18 protein-coding genes are annotated in these 19,512 nt (G+C 72.0%); 13 read left to right on the top strand and 5 right to left on the bottom strand.

All coding sequences use genetic code 11. The features are described from left to right. Positions 1 to 5 precede the first annotated feature (5 nt). Positions 6 to 2,249, bottom strand: a complete 2,244-nt coding sequence (locus tag GTY67_RS30915) for a family 16 glycoside hydrolase (protein WP_161281213.1) — start codon at positions 2,247 to 2,249, stop codon at positions 6 to 8. After that, entirely contained in the window at positions 2,246 to 4,696 is a 2,451-nt protein-coding gene (locus GTY67_RS30920) for a ThuA domain-containing protein (protein ID WP_161281654.1), read from the bottom strand. The genes GTY67_RS30915 and GTY67_RS30920 overlap by 4 nt, the downstream gene beginning before the upstream one ends. A 317-nt stretch (positions 4,697 to 5,013) precedes the next feature. Here GTY67_RS30920 and GTY67_RS30925 point away from each other — a divergent pair, with 317 nt between their 5' ends. Next, a complete protein-coding gene (locus GTY67_RS30925; protein ID WP_093689735.1) occupies positions 5,014 to 6,015 on the top strand; it encodes a multicopper oxidase domain-containing protein in 1,002 nt (333 codons plus the stop codon). A gap of 7 nt (positions 6,016 to 6,022) precedes the next feature. Here GTY67_RS30925 and GTY67_RS30930 read toward each other — a convergent pair whose 3' ends face one another. Continuing rightward, complete coding sequence (locus GTY67_RS30930) at positions 6,023 to 8,200, bottom strand: DEAD/DEAH box helicase (protein WP_161281214.1); 2,178 nt, start codon at positions 8,198 to 8,200, stop codon at positions 6,023 to 6,025. Positions 8,201 to 8,351: 151 nt separating this feature from the next. Beyond that, positions 8,352 to 9,134: an IclR family transcriptional regulator gene (locus GTY67_RS30935; RefSeq protein WP_161281215.1), complete on the bottom strand. Its 783-nt coding sequence runs from the start codon at positions 9,132 to 9,134 to the stop codon at positions 8,352 to 8,354. Between the two features lie 200 nt (positions 9,135 to 9,334). On the opposite strand from GTY67_RS30935, the gene GTY67_RS35605 reads away from it, so the two are divergent. The 12 genes from GTY67_RS35605 to GTY67_RS30990 all read left to right on the top strand — a co-directional run bounded on the left by GTY67_RS35605 (position 9,335) and on the right by GTY67_RS30990 (position 18,279). Then, the gene (locus GTY67_RS35605) at positions 9,335 to 9,451 is read left to right on the top strand and encodes a putative leader peptide (protein ID WP_342636777.1); all 117 of its coding nucleotides are present in this window, start codon (positions 9,335 to 9,337) and stop codon (positions 9,449 to 9,451) included. A gap of 212 nt (positions 9,452 to 9,663) precedes the next feature. Beyond that, positions 9,664 to 10,689 carry an ABC transporter substrate-binding protein gene (locus GTY67_RS30940; protein ID WP_161281216.1) on the top strand — a complete coding sequence of 342 codons (1,026 nt, stop codon included), beginning with the start codon at positions 9,664 to 9,666 and terminating at the stop codon, positions 10,687 to 10,689. 17 nt (positions 10,690 to 10,706) lie between these two features. Further along, complete coding sequence (locus GTY67_RS30945; RefSeq protein WP_161281217.1) at positions 10,707 to 11,735, top strand: NrtA/SsuA/CpmA family ABC transporter substrate-binding protein; 1,029 nt, start codon at positions 10,707 to 10,709, stop codon at positions 11,733 to 11,735. Further along, positions 11,732 to 12,589 carry an ABC transporter permease gene (locus GTY67_RS30950; RefSeq protein WP_161281218.1) on the top strand — a complete coding sequence of 286 codons (858 nt, stop codon included), beginning with the start codon at positions 11,732 to 11,734 and terminating at the stop codon, positions 12,587 to 12,589. The genes GTY67_RS30945 and GTY67_RS30950 overlap by 4 nt, the downstream gene beginning before the upstream one ends. Beyond that, entirely contained in the window at positions 12,586 to 13,344 is a 759-nt protein-coding gene (locus GTY67_RS30955; RefSeq protein ID WP_161281219.1) for an ABC transporter ATP-binding protein, read from the top strand. The genes GTY67_RS30950 and GTY67_RS30955 overlap by 4 nt, the downstream gene beginning before the upstream one ends. Further along, entirely contained in the window at positions 13,345 to 14,250 is a 906-nt protein-coding gene (locus tag GTY67_RS30960) for an ABC transporter substrate-binding protein (protein WP_161281220.1), read from the top strand. It abuts the gene before it with no gap. 6 nt (positions 14,251 to 14,256) lie between these two features. Beyond that, positions 14,257 to 15,330 carry an LLM class flavin-dependent oxidoreductase gene (locus GTY67_RS30965; RefSeq protein WP_161281221.1) on the top strand — a complete coding sequence of 358 codons (1,074 nt, stop codon included), beginning with the start codon at positions 14,257 to 14,259 and terminating at the stop codon, positions 15,328 to 15,330. Positions 15,331 to 15,473: 143 nt separating this feature from the next. Beyond that, positions 15,474 to 16,268, top strand: a complete 795-nt coding sequence (locus tag GTY67_RS30970) for a VOC family protein (protein WP_161281222.1) — start codon at positions 15,474 to 15,476, stop codon at positions 16,266 to 16,268. A gap of 114 nt (positions 16,269 to 16,382) precedes the next feature. Next, the gene (locus tag GTY67_RS30975) at positions 16,383 to 16,637 is read left to right on the top strand and encodes a WhiB family transcriptional regulator (protein ID WP_093689715.1); all 255 of its coding nucleotides are present in this window, start codon (positions 16,383 to 16,385) and stop codon (positions 16,635 to 16,637) included. 56 nt (positions 16,638 to 16,693) lie between these two features. Next, positions 16,694 to 17,023, top strand: coding sequence for a hypothetical protein (locus GTY67_RS30980; RefSeq protein WP_093689713.1), 330 nt, complete (start codon positions 16,694 to 16,696; stop codon positions 17,021 to 17,023). A gap of 21 nt (positions 17,024 to 17,044) precedes the next feature. Then, a complete protein-coding gene (locus GTY67_RS30985) occupies positions 17,045 to 17,356 on the top strand; it encodes a hypothetical protein (protein WP_093689711.1) in 312 nt (103 codons plus the stop codon). Then, positions 17,353 to 18,279 carry a hypothetical protein gene (locus GTY67_RS30990; RefSeq protein WP_161281223.1) on the top strand — a complete coding sequence of 309 codons (927 nt, stop codon included), beginning with the start codon at positions 17,353 to 17,355 and terminating at the stop codon, positions 18,277 to 18,279. Before GTY67_RS30985 ends, GTY67_RS30990 begins: the two co-directional genes overlap by 4 nt. 170 nt (positions 18,280 to 18,449) lie before the next feature. Here the strand turns inward: GTY67_RS30990 and GTY67_RS30995 are convergent, their stop codons facing one another. Beyond that, a complete protein-coding gene (locus tag GTY67_RS30995; protein WP_093689707.1) occupies positions 18,450 to 19,424 on the bottom strand; it encodes an acyl-ACP desaturase in 975 nt (324 codons plus the stop codon). Positions 19,425 to 19,512: the final 88 nt, after the last annotated feature.

Below are 19,512 nucleotides of genomic sequence, written 5' to 3' on the forward strand. Positions count from 1 at the left end.
ACGGCTTACAGCTCCTTGATCCGGATGTCGCGGTACGAGATGACGTCCGTGACCCCGTGGACCTGGAGGCCGATGTAACCGGAGGCGAACCGCCGGCCGTCGGTGCCCGGGTCGTCACCGCGCGGCGGCTCGAAGAGCTGGCCGCCGGTGTTGTCGAACTCGTTGATCAGGACACCGTTGCGGTAGATCTCGTAGTGCTGGTCGACCACCTTGATCTCGTAGTCGTTCCAGGTGCCCTTGGGTGTGACCCCGGCGCCGCCGAGACCCACCCGGTCGAAGCCGTACACGGAACCGGTCTTGTACATGTCGCCGTCCGGCCGGTCGTTGACCTGGATCTCATGGCCGTACTTGATGGCGACCCACTCCGGCCGTGACTCCTCCGGGTGGTCGTGGACCTTCGGGAAGCGGACGAAGACCCCGCCGTTGGCGTTGCCGGAGCCCGGGGCGTCGTCCCGCCACTGGAGCTTCAGCGAGAAGTCACCGTACGCACGGGCCGGGAACCAGAGCATGCCCATGCCGTCCACCGTGGTGGAGCTGGTGATGGAGCCCTCCTCCTCGTTCAGCCCGAACTTGCCGCCGCCCACGTGCTGCCACTTGGCGAGCGAGGCCGCGGTGCCGTCGAAGAGCTTGGTGTACCCCTCGGACTGGCCCGGCTGCCCGATGCCCGACTGCTTGGCGGCCTGGTTGATCGCCTTGCGCTCGCGCTGGTCGATGACGCCGTCGGTCTTCAGCTGGTCGAGGACGGCCGTCACGTGCTTGAGGAAGAGCGCGTGGGAGGACCAGTCCTTCTCGTCCTCGATCAGCTCGTTGATCGTGCAGCGGTTACGGGTGATCCGGTTGGGGACGCCCGTGTCGATCGTGCCGACGAAGACGGTGTGCCGCTCGTCGAACTCCGCGCAGTTCGGCGCCGGGACCCCGCCGCCCTGGGCGACGGTGAACGACACCCTCTTCGCCTCGGAGGTGTTGCCCGCCTTGTCCGTGGCCCGGTGGGCGACCGTGTGGTGGCCGACCCGGTCGACGATCACGGGGGTGGTGTAGGCGAGGTAGGGGCCGCCGTCCAGGGAATACTCCACCTTGTCCACGCCCGAGTCGTCGTCGGTCGCGGTGATCGTGGCCCTGGCGCTGGTGATGAACGCGCCGTCGGAGTTCTTGCTCCCTTCCAGCTTCACCGAGGTCTCCGGAGCCGTCTTGTCCTGCGACGGCGGCTCCACCACGGTGAACTCGACGGTCTTCTCGGCCGCGACGTTCCCCGACCGGTCGGTGGCCCGGTAGCGGACCGTGTGCTCGCCCACCTCGTGGACCATCACCGGTGCGGTGTACGGCTGCCACGCGCCGTCCGCGCCGAGCGCGTACTCGATGGAGTTGACGCCGGACCCGGTGTCGGACGCGGTCACGGTGACCGTGGCCATGCCCAAGTAGGCACCGTCGGCGTCCTGTTCACCCGAGACGGTCGCCGAGGTCTCCGGCGGTGTCTCGTCGTCGTCCGGCGGCGCGACGACCGCGAACTCGACGGATTTCTCCGCCGCCGCGTTGCCCGCCTTGTCGGTGGCCCGGTAGCGGACCGTGTGGTCGCCGACCTCGTTCACCACGACGGGCGCGGTGTACGGCTGCCACTCGCCGTCGGCCCCCACCGCGTACTCGACGGTGTCGACGCCGGAGCCCTCGTCGGTCGCCTCGACGGTGACCGTGGCCTGGCCGATGTACGCGCCGTCGCCGTTCTGGTCGCCGTCGACCTTCGCCGAGGTCACGGGGGCCTCGGTGTCCTCACCGCCGCCGCCCTCGGTGACGGTCAGGATGCCCTGCATCTGGCCGTGGCCCGGGATCGTGCAGTGGTAGAAGTACCGGCCGGGCGTCAGCGTGACCTCCACGCTGTGCTTGCCGCCCTCGGAGTCACCGGGGTTGGCCAGGATGTTCAGCTGGACGTCGTTGTTGAACTCCGGGTCCGAGACGCTGAACGTCAGCGTGTGCGGCATGCTCGTCGTGTTGCCGGTGGCCGTGCTGTTCTCGAAGACGATGGTCGCCTTGCCGGCCACCGCCGTCGTCGGCGCGGTCAGATAGCGGTCGATCGGGTCGCCCGCGGTCCAGGTCAGCACCTGGTCGGCGGCCTTCGCCCCGGGGGCGTCACCGCCACCCTTGCCGTACGCGGCCGTCGAGGTCAGCCCGAGGACCATGAGCAGGGAGGCCAGCAGGGCCACCCAGAAGCTGGGCGGCCGATGCCGCCGCCGGGCGAGGTACGTGGGGTGTCTCACTGCGCTGCCGCCTTTCCAACCAGGTCCTTGACGGCCGGAGTTGCCCCGCCGCCCTTGTAGGTCACGCGCCACAGCGCGGACTTGGAGTCGGAGGTGAAGAAGCCGCGCCCGTAGTCCAGGACGTAGAGCGAGCCGTCCGGGGCGAACTTCCAGTCCATGAGGTTGCGGATGCCGTCCGCGCCGACCGGGATGATCTTCCTCAACGACTCGGCGTGCGTGGGCAGTCCGCCCTTCCCGACCGTCTTCGGGTCGGTGATCACCGCGTGGCGCGGCTGGGTGTCGTCGTAGAAGTCACCGACGAACCACTTGCCGTCCCAGTACGCCGGCCACTTGGCGGCCGAGTCGCTCTGCGCGTCGTAGCGGTAGACCGGGCCGTTCATGGTCGCCTGGCCGCCGCCCTTCAGCCAGGGCAGCAGCTCCTTCTGCTCCTCGGCCTTGTAGCTGGGGACACCGTTGGCGTCGCGCGGGTAGTCGACCCCGCCGCCCTGCGGCGAGTACCAGATGGTGTTCGGCGTCACCGGCGGCAGCTTGACCAGGCCGTCGTTGTTCGGCGACTCGTTCTTCGGGGCGTTGCAGTCGTACCAGCCCAGCGGCTTGGACGGGTCGGGCAGATTGCGGTCCCGGTAGGGCTGGTTGTTGCCCATGCAGAACGGCCAGCCGTGGTTGCCCGCCTTGGTGATCGCGGCGAACGTGTCGTACTTCGCCGGGCCCCAGGTCGTGGAGGCCGAGCCCGCGTCGGGGCCGACCCAGCCCGCGTACAGCGTGTCCGTGGACGGGTCGATGGAGATCCGGGCCGGGTTGCGCACGCCCATCACATAGATCTCGCCCCGGGTCTTCCCGCCGCCCTCGTCCGGCTCCTTTCCGGTGAAGAGGTTGCCGGAGGGCAGGGTGTAGGTGCCGTCGTCCTCGGGGTGGATCCGCAGGATCTTGCCGTTGAGGTTGTTGGTGTTGCCCGAGGTGCGCCGGGCGTCGGCGAAGGAGACGCCCTTGAAGTTCGGCTGCGGGTTGTTGCCGGAGTAACCGTCGCTGAAACCGGAGGAGTTGTTGTCACCGGTCGCGATGTACAGGTTGCCCTTGGAGTCCCATGCCATGCCGCCGCCCGCGTGGCAGCAGCTGTGGATCTGCACCGGCCAGTCGAGAAGCACCTTCTCCGACGCCAGGTCCAGCTTGTTCGTCGCCGGGTCGAAGGTGAAGCGGGAGACCTGACGGACCGCCATGTGCTTGTCGCGGTCGATCTTCGCGTGCGGGGTGTAGTGCAGATAGACCCAGCCGTTGGAGGCGAAGTCCGGGTCCAACTCGATGCCGAGCAGCCCCTCCTCCACCTTCACCAGCTCGTCGCCGCCGCCCTTGTTCCCGAAGACGTCCAGCGCACCGGCGAGGGTGACCTTCTTCGTCTTCGGGTCGTAGACGTGGATCTCGCCCTTGCCCTTGCCGATGTTCGGGTTGTTCCAGTCCGTGACGACCGGGACGCTGCTGTCGGCGCCGCCGCGTCCGATGTAGAAGACCCTGCCGTCCGGAGCGGTGACGAGCCCGTGCGGTTCACCGATCTGGTCGTTCTGGCCCGGCTGGTTGGGCTGGGTCAGCCGCTCGGCCGTGTAGTTGGCGTCGATCGTCGCCTTGCAGTCGGCCTGCGAGGTGCGGTTGGTCCAGGCGAGCGCGCCGCGCAGATGGTCGCGGAAGTCGGTCTCGGCGAAGCTGTCCGCCGTACCGCCCATCGCCGTGTAGAAGGAGCGCCCGCCGTCGTAGTCACGGCACCAGGAGACCGGGTGGTCCCAGCCGTTGGCGCTCGCGCCCGGCGTGTACGTCAACTCCCTCACGCGCGCCACCGTGTGCACATCACCGGACGGGTTCTTCGTCCAGTTCAGCCACTTGTCGGGGCGCTTCCACTCCAGCGGCAGGTTCTTGGTCGCCGGGTGGACCCGGTCGCCGATCTCAACGGTGGCCCGCTGCACGGCGGTCGGGCTGTTGGCCGCCGGGCGGGCGCCCACCAGACCGGTGAACCAGTCCGAGTACGGCTCGGTGCGCGCCGCGTCATGGATGCCGAGGAAACCGCCGCCCGCCTCCATGTACGCCTCCAGGCCCGCCTCCTGCTCCGGGTCCAGGACGTCACCGCCGCCGGTCAGGAAGACGACCGCGTGGAAGGAGCCGAGCCGCTTGCCGTTGGTGAAGACGTTCGGGTTGGCGGTGGCCACGGTGGTGAACCGCCCGGCCTCCGGGCCCGTCTGCCCGATCTTCTCGATCGCCGCGATCCCGGCCTCCGCGTACGGCGCCTCGTCGCCCGCCGACGCGTGGAACACCAGCACCTTCACCTGGTTCGCGGCGCCCGGCGGGGACGGCAGGGACAACGTTGTCGCCATTCTCTCGACCAGGTCCCGGTCCGGCGACGTGCCCGCGTTGGCCGGACCGCCCGCACTCAGCAAGGACACGGTCAGTGCGCCGGCCGCCACGGCCGCCGCGAGGCCGCGTCGTGATCTGGACCGGTGATGTGATGCGCGCTGCATGTGGTCACCCACCCCTTCGTGGTCACTGCACCTCTCGGTGACTGTGGGTCGCTAACTCTTCTGCCTTACCTCTGTGTCGACTGCGACAGCGCACGAAGCTAGACCTCTTTTCATGGTCCGCCAATAGCTATGGCAGTAATCGCACGAACTTTGTCCTGGGTGTGGATAAACGGTCGGCCCCCGGCTACGGTGTGGCCCGTTCCGAGGTGCATCCAGACCCCTCGCGCCTCCGCCAGTCCCGTTATCGCAGTGGGGAGTTCGACATGGACCGAAGGACCTTCAGCCGGCGGATGCTGGTCGGCGGCGCAGCCGCGGCGGCGACCGGCGTGACATCGTTGTCGCTGGGGGCGGTGGAGGCCAGCTCGGCGGAGAACCCGCCGCGCACGGCCCCGGCCGGGGGAGTGGTGCGCCGACTCAAGATGTACGCCGAGAAGCTGCCGAACGGCCAGCTCGGCTACGGCTTCGAGAAGGGCAAGGCCTCGATCCCCGGCCCGCTCATCGAGCTCAACGAGGGCGACACGGTCCACATCGAGTTCGAGAACCTCACCGACGTGGACGCCAGCCTCCATGTGCACGGCGTGGACTACGACATCGCCAACGACGGCACCCGGATGAACAAGAGCCATGTGGAGCCCGGCGGCACCCGCACGTACACCTGGCGCACCCACGCCCCGGGCCGCCGCAAGGACGGCACCTGGGAGCCGGGCAGCGCGGGCTACTGGCACTACCACGACCACGTCGTCGGCACGGACCACGGCACCGGCGGCATCCGCAAGGGGCTCTACGGGCCGGTCGTCGTGCGCCGCAAGGGCGACATCCTGCCCGACAAGACGTTCACGATCGTCTTCAACGACATGACGATCAACAACAAGCCCGAGCACAACAGCACCAACTTCGAGGCCACGGTGGGCGACCGGCTCGAAATCGTGATGATCACGCACGGCGAGTATTACCACACCTTCCACATCCACGGTCACCGCTGGGCCGACAACCGGACGGGGATACTGACCGGCCCCGACGACCCCAGCCGGGTCATCGACAACAAGATCTGCGGGCCCGCCGACTCCTTCGGCCTCCAGTTCATCGCGGGCGAACGCGTGGGCGCCGGAGCCTGGATGTACCACTGCCATGTGCAGAGCCACTCCGACATGGGGATGGCCGGACTGCTGCTCATCAAGAAGCCGGACGGCACGATCCCGGGCTACGAACCCCACCATGTGGCGGGCGGGGAGACGAAGAAGGGCGCGGCGGAGCACCAGCACTGACCGCCCGTCACTCCGGGCGGGCCAGCCGCTGCTGCTCCTCCTCCACGATCCGCCGGGCCAGCTCACCGTCGGACACGTCGACGGCGTCCGGCGCGGCCTCCGCGAGGTCGCTGCGCCGGGCGTACGCGTCGAAGAGCCGGTCCTTGCGGGCCAGCAGCTCCACCATGCGCTGGTCGACGCTGTCCGCCGCCAGCAGCCGGTGCACCTGGACCGTGCGCACCTGCCCCATCCGGTGGGCGCGGGCGACGGCCTGGTGCTCCAGCGTCGGCTTGATCTGCGGCTCGCACAGGATGACCACCGACGCCGCCTGCATGTTCAGCCCGGTGCCTCCGGCCTGGATCTGGCTCAGCAGCACCGCGTGCCCGTCGGCGGCGGAGAAGGCGTCGACCAGCTCCTGCCGGCGGGCGGCCGGCAGGCTCCCCGAGATCGGCCCGAACGCGTCCGGTCCCAACGCCTCGCCGACCGTGGCCAGCACCTCGCGGAAGTAGGAGAAGACGACGACCTTCAGCCCGTTGTCCCGTGCCTCGTCGACCAGTTCACGCAGCCGCTCCAGCTTGGCGGAGGTCGCGGGCACGGCGTACGCGGCCCGCCGCATCCGCATGAACTGCCCCGACGCCACCGCCTCCCGGTAGGCCACCAGGTCCTCGGCGCCGAACTCCTCCCACTCGTCCACATGGACCAGCGCCGGGAGTTCGGCGAGCACGTCCACCTGGTTGCGGCGCAGATAGGCGGGGGCGACCGCCCGGCGGAAGGCCTGCGAACCGGCGGCCCCGTGCGTGGACGACACCACATCGGCCAGATCCGGGCGGAGTTGGCGGACAAGGCTGCGGAACTCCTCCACCCGGTTCTCCATCGGCGTCCCGGTGAGGAACAGGACGTGCTCCGCGCGCTCCGCCCACGCGGCGACGGCCTGGGCCCGCCGGGTGGCGGGGTTCTTCACGAAGTGCGCCTCGTCGACGACCAGCATCGACAGGGAGAGGCTCTCCTCGGGCAGGGTGCGCAGCGCGTCGAACGTGGTGAGGGCGACCCCGCCGCCCGCCACCCACTCCGCGTACGCCTCCAGCCGCTCCGGCCCGTGCAGCGGCAGGGCGCGCAGCGTGGAGCGGGCCCGGAGCTCCCGGCTCCAGTTGATCAGCACGCTCGCCGGGCACACCACCAGGAAGTGGCTCCCGCCCCGCGCCGCGAGATGGGCGAGGGCGGCGATGGCCTGCACGGTCTTGCCGAGCCCCATCTCGTCCCCGATGACGACCCGCTTCTGCGCCAGGGCGAAGCGCGCGCCGAACGACTGGTAGCCGCGCAGCGAGACCCGTAGCCGCGAGTCGTCGAGGCGCAGCGCCCGCACCCGGTCCGCGATCCCGGCGGGCAGGAACCCCTCGGCGGCGTCCCGGTCCGGGCCGCTGCCCGACAGCTCGGCGAGCAGGCTGTAGAACTCGGCGGACCGCAGCTCGAAGTCCACCCACGCCCCGGGCGCCGACTCGGGCGCCCGCAGCAGGTCGACCGAGACCTGCCCGAAGAGCATCGGCAGTTCCTGGTCGTCCGCCTCCGTGAGCGCCGTACGCAGGCCGATCACGGCGTCCAGCACCCGGCCCCGCGTCTCCTTGCCGCTGAACAGCATCCGCAGCCGGCTCCCGGCCGGTGCGGCGGCGGTCACCAGCGGGCCGAGCCGCTCGTCCAGCCGCTGCGCCGCCTCCACCGCCCGCCGTGCGTCCGGCCCGGCCTCGACCAGCCGGTGCAGGGCGATGACCAGCGCGGTCGTCGCCTCGTCCGGGGCGTCCATGTCGATCCGTACGGAGACGGTCTCGCGCACCGCGTCGGCGATCTGCCCGGCCGCCGCCAGCGCCTGATCGGCGGTGTGCGCCCCGACGCCGGGGATCAGCCGCAGCTCGTAGCGGGCCGTGCCGTGGACCTGGCCGACGCTCGTGAACCCGGCCTGTTCGAGAGCGCCGAGGCGCAGCCGGCCCTCCGTGACGTCCTTCAGCCGGGCCACCGGGATGGCGGCCAGCTCCCGGTCGACCAGGGCGGCCAGGAGCGGGTCGAGGACGGCCCGTACGACGTCGACGGCACGGGCATGGTCCTCCCGCACGGCGCGGGCCCGGCCCAGCAGGGCCTCCGCCTCGGCCAGCAGCTCCCGGGCGGCGCGGCCCGTGGTCGCCGGGCGGGCGGTCCTGGCCCCGGTGTCGGTCATCGTCGCTCTCTCCGCCGTGCGCCGTGACCGGCAGGTGGTGGTCCGTTCGCTGTACGCAGCCATCGTCCCACGGCCCACCGACAGCCCTCCGCGCTCCAACAGCCCCGGCCCACCGACAGCCCTCTTGGCGCACCGGCGACCCCCGGCCCCGCTACCGCGCGGGCGGACGCCGTTCCGCCGGGGACAGCAGCAGCACCTCCAAGGCCCGCGCGCAGGACCGGGCCTCGGTGAGCAGCCACTCGGTGCGCTCGGCGGTGATCAGGGACGGGGTCGCCCGTACGGCGAGGGCGAAGCGCGCGTACCCCGCACCGTCCAGGACCGGCACGGCCAGCGTCCGCACCCCGTGCGCCGACTCCCCGTCGTTGAGCGCGTAGGCCTCGGCCCGTACCCGTACCAACTCCGCCTCCAGCGCGGCCGGTTCGACGATCGTCCGGTCGGTGAACGCGGGCAGCGGCGGCAGCGAATCGGGGCCGCCCTCGCCGGGACGGGCCCAGGCGAGGAGCACCTTGCCCAGCGCGGTGGAGTGCAGCGGCCGGCGCAGCCCCACCTTCGGCGTCACCGAACCGCCCGCCACGATCACCGCGTGCGGCCCGCTGCGCAGAGCCAGGTCCGCCGTCGCGCCCGTCCGCTCGGCCAGGTCCGCCAGCTCCGGCGCGGCCAGGTGCAGCCCGCGCTGGTGGTAGGAGAGCCGGCCCAGCTCGGTCACGGCGGGGCCCAGGCGGTAGCGGGCGGTACGCGGATCCTGCTCCAGGAACCCCGCGCCGAGCAGCGTGCGTGCCAGCCGGTGCGCCGTGGACACCGAGAGTTCCAGACGCCGGGCGAGGTCGGAGGCGCTGAGGTCGGGCCCGTTGTCGTGGAAGCAGTGCAGGACGTCCAGCGCGCGCCGGACGGCCTGGGCGCCGCCCGGTGCGCGTGCTGTCACGGCCTCGGTCATGTCGGGTCACTCTCCGCTCGTCGAAGGGGCCTGGGGGCTGTGTTCGCTTGCCACATTACGGGAGTTCGGCAAGGGCTCCATCCTGCTGAGAAACACTCTGTTCACACCTGATCCCACATCATGGGAAGAGAGTTGTCGCACCCGGGACGGTCGTGGCAGGCTGCGGATCACCACCGACGAGCGGGAAGGAGCAGCGAGCCATGGCCCGACGTACCGCCGTGCACGCCCCCTCCGCCCCGGGCGCCCCCGTGCCGCTCGCCCTCACCGTGCGCCGCCACATCGACCTGGTGCGGGTCTCCAGCGCAGCCTGTCGCTGACCTTTCGCGGTACCCCCTCCCGTACCTCTCCGGCCGCCCCTCGCGCCGCCGTGGACCCGCTCCGCCACCGCTGAACTCCGGGCGGGGCATGGGGGCCGCGCCCTGTTCCCCGTACGCCGCCGTACGCGCCAGGGGTCTCCGGGCCACCCGCGCCACCCCGCGTACCCCCGGCACCCCACGCGCCCCACCGACCCCTGTGGAGACACACCCCCATGACGTCTGCCCCCGCCCTGCCCGCGACGCTCTGGTTCACCCGCTGTCCCGTGCCCACCGCCACCGGGATCGCGGCCGACCGGCAGTGGCTCACCGACGAGTTCGCCCCGGACGGCATCACGGTCCGCTCCCTCCAGGACGCCGGACCGGACGCGGACCGGGAGGCCCACTTCACCCACGCCCTTCCCGGGCTCTTCCGGGAAGGCGGCAACGTGCCCGCCCTGTGGGCCCGTTCGCGCGGTGAGCGGACCCGGCTGATCGGCCTGACCTGGATCGAGGAGCGCCAGGTCGTCCTGGTCGCCCCCGGCTCCGGCATCCGGTCCGCCGGTGACCTGCGGGGGCGGCGGATCGCCCTGCCGGTGCACCCCATCGCCATCGACTTCTGGCGGGCCATGGCGCTGCGCGGCTTCGAGGGCGCCCTCGCATCGGCGGGCCTCCCCCTGGCGGACACCGCCCCGGTCGACGTACCGGCGGACGGGCACGCCGGGCAATGGGCTGCCGAACTGGCCGCACTGCGCCGGGGCGACGTCGACGCGGTGTACGTCAAGGGCGCCCTCGCGGTCGAAGCGGCCCGCAGGTCCGGGGCCCAGGTCGCGGTGGAGCTGGACGACCTGCCGGACCGCCGCTTCCGGATCAACAACGGGACCCCCCGCCCCATCACCGTCCACCAGGACCTCCTGGACGAACACCCCGCGCTCGTCGACCGCTTCCTCGCCGTGCTGCTCCGGGCCGCCGACTGGGCGGCGGAGAGCCCGGGGGAGGTCGCCCGGATACTCGGCGCCGAGACCGGGGCCGGAGCCGAAGGGGTCGCGGGCGCCTACCGCCCCGGCACCCACCTCACCCTCCATCCCGACCTCTCCGCGGAGCGCCTCGCCCTGCTCGCCGAGCAGGAGAGCGCCCTGCGTGCCCACGGCTTCCTGCCCGAGCCCGTCTCCGTCTCCGCGTGGGCCGACCCCGAACCGCTGCGCCGCGCCGCCGCCTTGAACACCGCACGCCCGGCATCCGCCCTGCCCGCCGCCCCTTGAGCCCGAGGACCACCACCATGAACGTCACCCGACCACGTCTGCGTACGACCGTCCCGACCGCCCTCCTCGCGGCCGCCGCCCTCCTCGCCCTGTCCGCCTGCTCCACCTCCGACGACGGCAACGACAGTGCCCCCGCAGGAAGTTCGGGCAGGACCGTCGACGTCCGTATCCCCGACCCCGGCAACTCCGGTGTCCTCGCCCTCGCCAAGAAGGACGGCAGCCTCGACAAGGCGCTCGGCAAGGTCGGCGCCAGGGTGAAGTGGACCGGCAGCGCGGGCCCGTTCGCCCCGGCCGCCCAGGCGATGAACGCCGACCAACTCGACATCGCCACCGGCTCCATCACCTCCGGCATCACCTCGCTCTCACAGCGCCCCGGCTTCAAGTTCTTCACCGCCGTCGACCCCGACGCCAAGGGTGAGGGCATCCTCGTCCGCGACGGCTCCGGCATCGAATCCGTCGCCGACCTGGTGGGGAGGAAGGTCGCCGTCAACCAGGGCGGCACCGGTGAGTACCTCCTGCTCAAGGCGCTGGCCAAGGAGAAGATCCCGGCCGACAAGGTGGAGCGGGTCTATCTCCGCCCGGACCAGACCGCCGCCGTCTTCAACGCCGGGCAGGTCGACGCCTGGGCCGTCTGGGCCACCTACGCGGTCGCGGAGATCGGCAGCGGCAAGGCCCACTTCCTCGCCGACGGAGGGGCGATCGGCTCGGACAACTACAGCCTCAACGCCGTCCGTACGGGCTTCGCCGAGCAGCACCCGGCCGTCGTCAAGGCCCTCTACGACTACCTCCACGCGGCCAGCGTCAAGGAGAAGAAGGACCCGGCCGCCTATCTCAACGTCTTCACCGACGTCGGCCCGACCGCCGTCACCGGCAAGGCCAAGGAGGTCCAGACCGAGATCACCGCGGCCTCCGGCACCGTGGACCCGATCGGCCCCGAGGACATCGCCCGCTTCGAGTCCGTCGCCGCCTTCTACGCCGAGCAGAAGGTCACCAAGGAGAAGGTGGACGTCGCCGCACACCTCCTCGACGTCGAGAAGCTGACATGAGCGACACCCGCGCGGCCGTCACGGCGACCACCGGCCCACCGCCCCCGGGGCTCGTCACCCCGCGCCCCCAGCTCCGTGAACCCCGCAGCCGCCCCTACGCCCTGACCGTCCGCGCACTCGGCCCGTTCGTCCTGCTCGGCCTGTGGTGGGCCGCGTCCGCCACCGGCCTGCTCACCCCGGACGTCCTCGCCTCCCCCGCAGAAGTCCTCAAGGCGGTAGGGGAGTTGTGGGGGGACGGGCAGCTGCCCGACGCGCTCACCACCTCCCTGACCCGCTCCGGGCTCGGGCTGCTCATCGGCCTCGCCGCCGGACTGACCCTCGGCATCACCACCGGGTTCACCCGGCTCGGCGACGAGCTCCTCGACTCCTCCCTCCAGACCCTGCGCACCATCCCGTTCCTCTCCCTGGTCCCGCTGTTCATGGTCTGGTTCGGCATCAACGAGACCGCGAAGATCCTCCTCATCGCGGTCGCCACCACCTTCCCCATGTACGTCTCCACCTCCAGCGGCGTCCGCAACACCGACCCCAAACTCGTCGAGGCCATGCGCTCCTTCGGCATGAGCCGCCTCGCCATCGTCCGCGAGGTCGTCCTGCCCGGCGCACTGCCCTCGCTGCTCGCCGGGCTGCGGCTCTCGATGACCCTCAGCGTCATCGCCCTCATCGCCGCCGAGGAGATCAACGCCACCGCGGGCATCGGCTACCTGATGTCCCAGGCCCAGAGCTACGCCCGCACCGACATCCTCGCCGTCTGCATCCTCGTCTACGGGCTCCTCGGCCTCACCGCCGACGTCCTCGTACGGCTCCTGGAACGCTTCCTGATGCCGTGGCGCACCCCGCAGGGAGCCCGCCGATGACCGAGAACGCCCACCGCCAGGCAGCTGTACGGGTACGGGGCCTGCGCCGGGTCTTCGGCGCCCGGGCCGTCCTCGACGGCCTCGAACTGGACATCGCGCGCGGCGAGTTCGTCGCTCTGCTCGGCGCGAGCGGCAGCGGCAAGACCACCCTGCTGCGGATCCTCGGCGCACTCGACGGCGCCGACGCGGGAGAGGTGCTCGTCCCCGAGGCCCGCACCATCGTCTTCCAGGAGCCCCGCCTCGTACCGTCCAAGAAGGTGCTCGCCAACGTCACCGTCGCCCTGCCGCGCGGCCGGCGGGACGACGGGCTGCGGGCGCTCGCCGAGGTGGGCCTGGAACGGCACGCCGAAGCCTGGCCCGCCACCCTCTCCGGCGGTGAGGCCCAGCGGGTGGCCCTCGCCCGGGCGCTCGTACGGGAGCCCGAACTCCTCCTGCTGGACGAACCGTTCGCCGCCCTCGACGCCCTGACCCGGCTGAAGATGCAGGACCTGGTGGACGAGCTGTGCCGCAAGCACCGGCCCGCCGTCCTGCTGGTGACCCATGACGTCGAGGAGGCCGTACGTCTCGCCGACCGGGTGGCCGTCCTGCGTGACGGGCGGCTCGTGACCGACGAGAAGGTCACCGTCGCCCGCCCCCGCGACCCCGGCGACCCCGCCTTCGCCGCCCTGCGCCGCCGCCTCCTCGAAGACCTCGGCGTCCCGGCCGCTTCCCACCCCGTGAAAACCCCCGAACTCGACCGTGTCGGAGTGATCTGAATGACCATCACCATCGGTGTCCACGCCAGCAATCCGTCCCTCTTCCACCTCTACCACCTGACCCGGCTCGGCTTCGCCCAGCAGGAGCTGGAACCCCTCGGCGAGAGCGTCGCCTTCCACCCGTACAGCAACGGCGTCCGCACCGGCGAACTCCTCACCCAGGGCGTCATCGACTTCGGCGGCACCGGCTCCACCCCGCCCGTCACCGCCCAGTCCGCGGGCCACGACCTCGTCTACACCGCCGTCTCCGCCCCGCGCCCCGAGCACGGGGCCCTGCTCGTCCCCGAGGACAGCCCGGTCCGTACCGTCGCCGACCTCAAGGGCGCCACCGTCCACCTGGCGATCGGCTCCTGGCAGACCCACCTCGTCGCCAAGGCCCTCGACGACGCGGGCCTCTCCTACGCCGACGACATCACCGCCGTACGCCCCACCGAGGAGAGCGAGCAGCTCCTGCGCACCGGGGCCGTCGCCGCCTGGGTCGCCCAGGGACCCCAGCTCGCCGCAGCCCGCCGCACCGGCGGGCTGCGCACCCTGATCCCCACCGGCGACGTCATCAGCGACCGGTCGGTGTTCTTCACCCGCCGCGAACTCGCCGAGCAGCGGCCCGAGATCGTCGAAGCACTGACCCGCGCCCTGCGCCGCGCCGACGACTGGGCCGCCGCCCACCCCCGCGAGGCCGCCCACCTGGCCGCCGCCGACCTCGGCGGCGATGTGGACGACTGGGAGGCAGCCCTCACCGCCCTGCCTTGGCGGATCGAGGCGGTGAGCGAGGAGTTCCTCGCCGAGCAGCAGGAGGCGGCCGACATCTTCCACCGCACGGGCTTCATCGAACACCCGGTCACCGTGGCCCGAGCCGTCGCCCGCACCTCCGCGACCGCCCCGGCGGCCGCCCCGAAGGCGGTCTGAGCAGCCATGGCCACCGAAGTCCTCTGGTACATCATCCCGCGCGAGGGCGCCTACCCGTGGGAGCCGGCCGGCCGCCGCCCCACCGACCTCGGCTACCTCACCCGGCTCGCCGGAACGGTCGAACAGCTCGGCTACAGCGGGGCGTTGCTCGCCACCGACCTGCACGACGTCTGGCCGCTGGGCAGCGCGCTGTCCGCCGCCACCAGCACCCGGTTCAAGCCGCTGCTCGCCGTCCACCCCGGACTGATCTCGCCGACCCTGCTGGCGAAGATGGCCCTCACCTTCGACAACCTCTTCGGCGGACGGCTGCGCTTCAACGTCGTCAACGGCTCCACCAAGTCCCTCCAGGAGTACGGGCTCCATGTGGAGCACGACGAGCGGTACGAGCTGAGCGCCGAATACTGGTCCCTCGTCAAACGGCTCACCGCCGGTGAGGTCTTCGACCACCAGGGCCGGTTCTACGACCTGAAGAACGCGGGCGCCTCGTTCCGCGAGCTGAAGCCCGTCCAGGACCCGCACATCCCGCTCTGGTTCGGCGGCTCCTCCGCCCCCGGCATCGAGATGGCCGCCCAGCACGTCGACGTCTTCCTCACCTGGGGCGAGCCCCCGCACCTGCTGAAGGAAAAGCTGGAACAGGTCCGCGCCCGGGCCGCCGCCCACGGGCGCACCCTGCGCATCGGGCTCCGCCTCCACCTCATCGTCCGCGACACCGAGGACGAGGCGTGGGCGGCGGCCGACCGGCTGCTGGACGTCACCAGCGAGGCGACGTACGCCCGGCAGCTCGGGGACCGGGCGGGGGAGGACGGCGTCGGCTGGCAGCGCCAGTTCCGCCAGCACGGCGGAAGGGTGCCGGCCCGCGCCCGCGAGCTGGAGACCCACCCCAATCTGTGGCCCGGCATGAGCCTCTTCCGCCCGGGACCCGGCACCGCCGTCGTCGGCTCGGCGGCCCAGGTGACCGAGCGGCTGAAGGAGTACGAGGAGCTGGGCGTCGACACCTTCATCCTCTCCGGCAACCCGCTCCTGGAGGAGGCCTACCGCGTCGCCGAGAAGATCCTCCCGGCCCTGGGGGTACGCCGCTGACCTGGGCGGAGGCGGGGACGCGGCCCCGGTCGGCCCCGCGCGGACTGCGGTTGCCGGCGGCCGGTGCAAGACTCGACGGGACAGGGAAAAGTCCTCGCGCCACCGTGTGCGCGCGGCCACGGGATCCGCCGAAGGAGCACGTCATGCTCAACCCCACCTTCCCCGACGGAGCACCCAACTGGGTCGATCTCGGCACGCCCGACCTCGACGGGGCCGGCGCCTTCTACGGCGGCCTCTTCGGCTGGGAGGTGGTCCCCGGCGGCCCCGAGGTCGGGGGGTACGGGATGTTCACCCTGGACGGCAACACCGTCGGCGGTGTCATGACGGTCCCCGAGGAGCAGTCCGCCAGCGCCTGGTCCCTCTACTTCCGGACGCCCGACGCCGACGACACCGCCGAGCTGGTCACCCGGGCCGGCGGCCGCTCCGCCTTCGAGCCGATGGACGTCCTCGACCACGGCAGGATGGGCGGCTTCCTCGACCCGGCCGGAGCCTATTTCGGCGTCTGGCAGCCCCGGCAGAACCCCGGCCTCGGCGTCATCCAGCAGCCGGGCTCGCTCCTGTGGGCCGAGCTGTACACCCCGGACGTCCCGGCGGTGGCCAGGTTCTTCGGCGAGGTCTTCGGCTGGAAGACCGACGCGCTGAAGGTGGAGGGCACCGACTACGTCTACACCACGGTCCACCCCGCGGGCACCGGTCCGGAGCTGTCGTTCGGCGGGCTGGTCACCATGGGCGACGTCCCGGCCGAGGCCGCGCGCGGCCCGCACTGGATGCCGTACTTCGCGGTCGAGGACGTGGAGGCCACGGTGGCCGCAGCCAAGACGCTCGGCGGCGCGGAGGCGCTGCCGGCGATGGAGGTGCCCGGCGTCGGCACCATGGCCAACGTCACCGACCCCTTCGGCGCGGTGTTCGCGGTGATGAAGCCCCGGCCGAGGCAGTGACGGCGCGTACCCAGGGCGGAACCGGGGCAGATCCAGGCCGGGACCCGACCGCCGCGCCCGGTGATTGATGAATCGTTGATCAGTCGTTTATCGCGGCCGGGCACCGTATCTCCCATGCTGATCAATACGGTGACCGAGGACGCGCTCGACTGGCAGGAGACCGCGTTGTGCGCGCAGGCCGGACCCGAGTTCTTCTTCCCGGCCCCGGGCAGTTCGACGCGCGAGGCCAAGCAGCTCTGCGGAGCCTGCGAGGGGCGCGTGGCCTGCCTGGAGTACGCACTCGCCAACGACGAGCGGTTCGGCGTCTGGGGCGGGCTCTCCGAGAAGGAGCGCGAACGGCTGCGCCGGGAAGAGCGCAACCAGGGCTGAACCGCCCCTGACCGCCGCGCGGGAAAGAGCGCGACCACGGCCCAACCGCCCCGCCCGTGCCAGAACTCCGCTGTCCGCCACAGCTGCTGAGCCGCACCCTGCTGCACCGGCTGGTGGCCGGCCTTCCCGAGGAACTGGTCGCCGAGCTGGGGCGCGGCCTGCCGGAGCTGCTGCCCCGACTGCTCCGCGCCCTGCCGCCCTCCCGCCGCGCCGCCGTCCACGCGGCGGCCATTGCGGGCCGGGGCGAGGGCGCCGAAGTCACCGTCGACACCGCGCTGTTGGACGCCCTGCCCCGTGCCCATGTGGCCGAGGTCGCGCGCCGTCTGGCCGACCGCGCCCGCACCTGCGGCGCCGACCGCGCCACCGTCCTGCGCGCCGAGTCCTAACAGGGGGAGTTGGAGCGGACGGTGGCGGACGAGAAGCTGCCGCTGTACGCGCGCGGGGCGGCGCTCGGCCGGCTCGCCGCTCTCCCCGGCCGGGGAGCCGATGCCGTACGGGCCTCGGGGGACGCCCCGGACGTGGTCCTCGCGGAAGCGGCGCTGGCCGCCCTCGCGCACACCGACCGGCCCGCCGACACACTGCCCGACCTGCTGGCCCACGCCGGGGACGACCGGGCCCGCGTCGCGCTGTACGCGGCGGGAAGGGCCGCCGCCCACGCCCGCCCTTCCCGGCTCCGCGAGCTGCTCGCCGCCCGCACCGCCCCGGCACGGGCAAGGTGACCAGCCGCAAGCAGACGGTCCGGCTGGCCGCGACCCTGCTGCCCCTGCCCGACGCGGCGGCCCTCCTCGCCGACGCGTACGCAGAGCCCGGTCAGCACCCGGATGTGCGGGCGGCCTGCGTGGCCTCCGGTACGGGCCTGCTCGGCGACGAGCGGATGTGGCAGGTGATGGGTGACGCGGCGACGGGCGAGGGCGTGCTGCCCACCGCCGTACTTCGGACGCATCCGAACGAGCTGGACCCCGGCCACCGGCCGCGCTACGCCAAGCTGGTTCAGAAGGTGTGCGGTTCCGACGACGACGAACTGGTCGCCCTCGGACACCGCGCGCTCGTCCCCTGGCTGCCCTGGGCGCCCGGAGCGGCGACGGTCCTGGTCGAGGCGCTCACCGGCATGGACCGGCGCGGAACCTGGAGTTCCGCCGCCGACGCCCTCGCCACCGCCGCCCCGGCCACACCGCAGGCGGCGACGGCACTGAAGCGCGCGCTGGCACTGCTGGCGACCGGGGAGACGGCCGACGACGCCGGGGCCGAGCGGGACCGGCCACGCCGTCAGCGCCTCGTCCGGCTGACCGAGGCGCTGACGGCATGGCCCGAGGTGTACGACGCGCGGGGCAGGGCCGTGCTCGGCGAGGCCGGGCGGGTCCTCGCGGACCACGTGATCTCGTACCGCAGGCGGTGTCCCTGCACGCGGGGGCACTGGAGCCGGAGAGCGCGGACGCCGACGCGCTGCACGCAGCCCTGGCGGAGCTGGCCGCACTGCACACCGGCCGCCCCGCCCTCGCCGCCCGGACCGCGGGCACCGTCGGACAGCGCGTCGAGGAGGCCGGAGGAGCGGGTTCCGGCGCCCTGGACACCCTGCTGGTCGTCGTCGCGCGCCTGGCCGGGACCGGAGGCGCGGCCGAGGGCCGGTTCGCCGCCGAACTGACGGTCGCCTGCGGCCGACGCACCGCGTGGACCGGACCGTGGCGCACCCAGCTGCGGATGCTGCGCCAGCACCCCTGCGACGACGTACGCGACGTGGCGTACGCGGAGGTCACGGCGGTGGAGTGAGAGGCGCGGGGCGACGGGCGGCCGGGTTCGGACGCGGGGCGAACGTCAGGCGCGGCCGCGCGCGATCATCCGCGCCTTGCGGGCGGCGAGCTTCTCGTCGAACTTCGACGCCTCGCTGTCCAGCCCGCCCATGTACAGGCCGAGCTCCTCCTGCGCCTTCATGCCCTCCGGGCCGAGCCCGTCGATGTCCATGACCTTCAGATAGCGCAGCACCGGCTGGATCACGTCGTCGTGGTGGATGCGCATGTTGTAGATCTCGCCGATCGCCATCTGCGCGGCGGCCCGCTCGAAGCCGGGCATGCCGTGGCCGGGCATCCGGAAGTTGACGACGACGTCGCGCACGGCCTGCATGGTCAGGTCCGGGGCCAGCTCGAAGGCGGCGCCCAGGAGGTTGCGGTAGAAGACCATGTGCAGGTTCTCGTCGGTCGCGATCCGGGCCAGCATCCGGTCGCAGACCGGGTCGCCGGACTGGTGGCCGGTGTTGCGGTGCGAGACGCGGGTGGCCAGCTCCTGGAAGGCGACGTACGCGACGGAGTGCAGCATCGAGTGCCGGTTGTCCGACTCGAAGCCCTCCGCCATGTGCGCCATGCGGAACTGCTCCAGCTTGTCCGGGTCGACGGCGCGCGAGGTGAGCAGGTAGTCGCGCATCACGATGCCGTGGCGGCCCTCCTCGGCGGTCCAGCGGTGCACCCAGGTGCCCCAGGCGCCGTCGCGGCCGAAGAGGGAGGCGATCTCGTGGTGGTAGCTGGGGAGGTTGTCCTCGGTGAGGAGGTTCACCACGAGCGCGATCTTGCCGATGTCGGTGACCTTGGACTGGTCCGCCGCCCACGCCTCGCCGTCCTCGAAGATGCCGGGGAAGTTCCGGCCGTCGGAGAAGGGGACGTACTCGTGGGGCATCCAGTCCTTGGCGACCTTGAGATGGCGGTTGAGTTCCTTCTCCACCACCTCTTCCAGCGCGTACAGCAGTTGGGCGTCGGTCCACGCCTTCGAACTGCCGAGGTGGGGAGAGGTGATCGTCACGGGGAGCTCCTGGGGACGGGAGAATTACCTACGGCTTCGTAGGTTACGTGACCGTAGGTTAAGGCGACGGTAAGGGCAAAGCCAAGCC

Origin of the sequence: Streptomyces sp. SID8374 (assembly GCF_009865135.1) — a bacterium.
GTDB lineage: Bacteria > Actinomycetota > Actinomycetes > Streptomycetales > Streptomycetaceae > Streptomyces.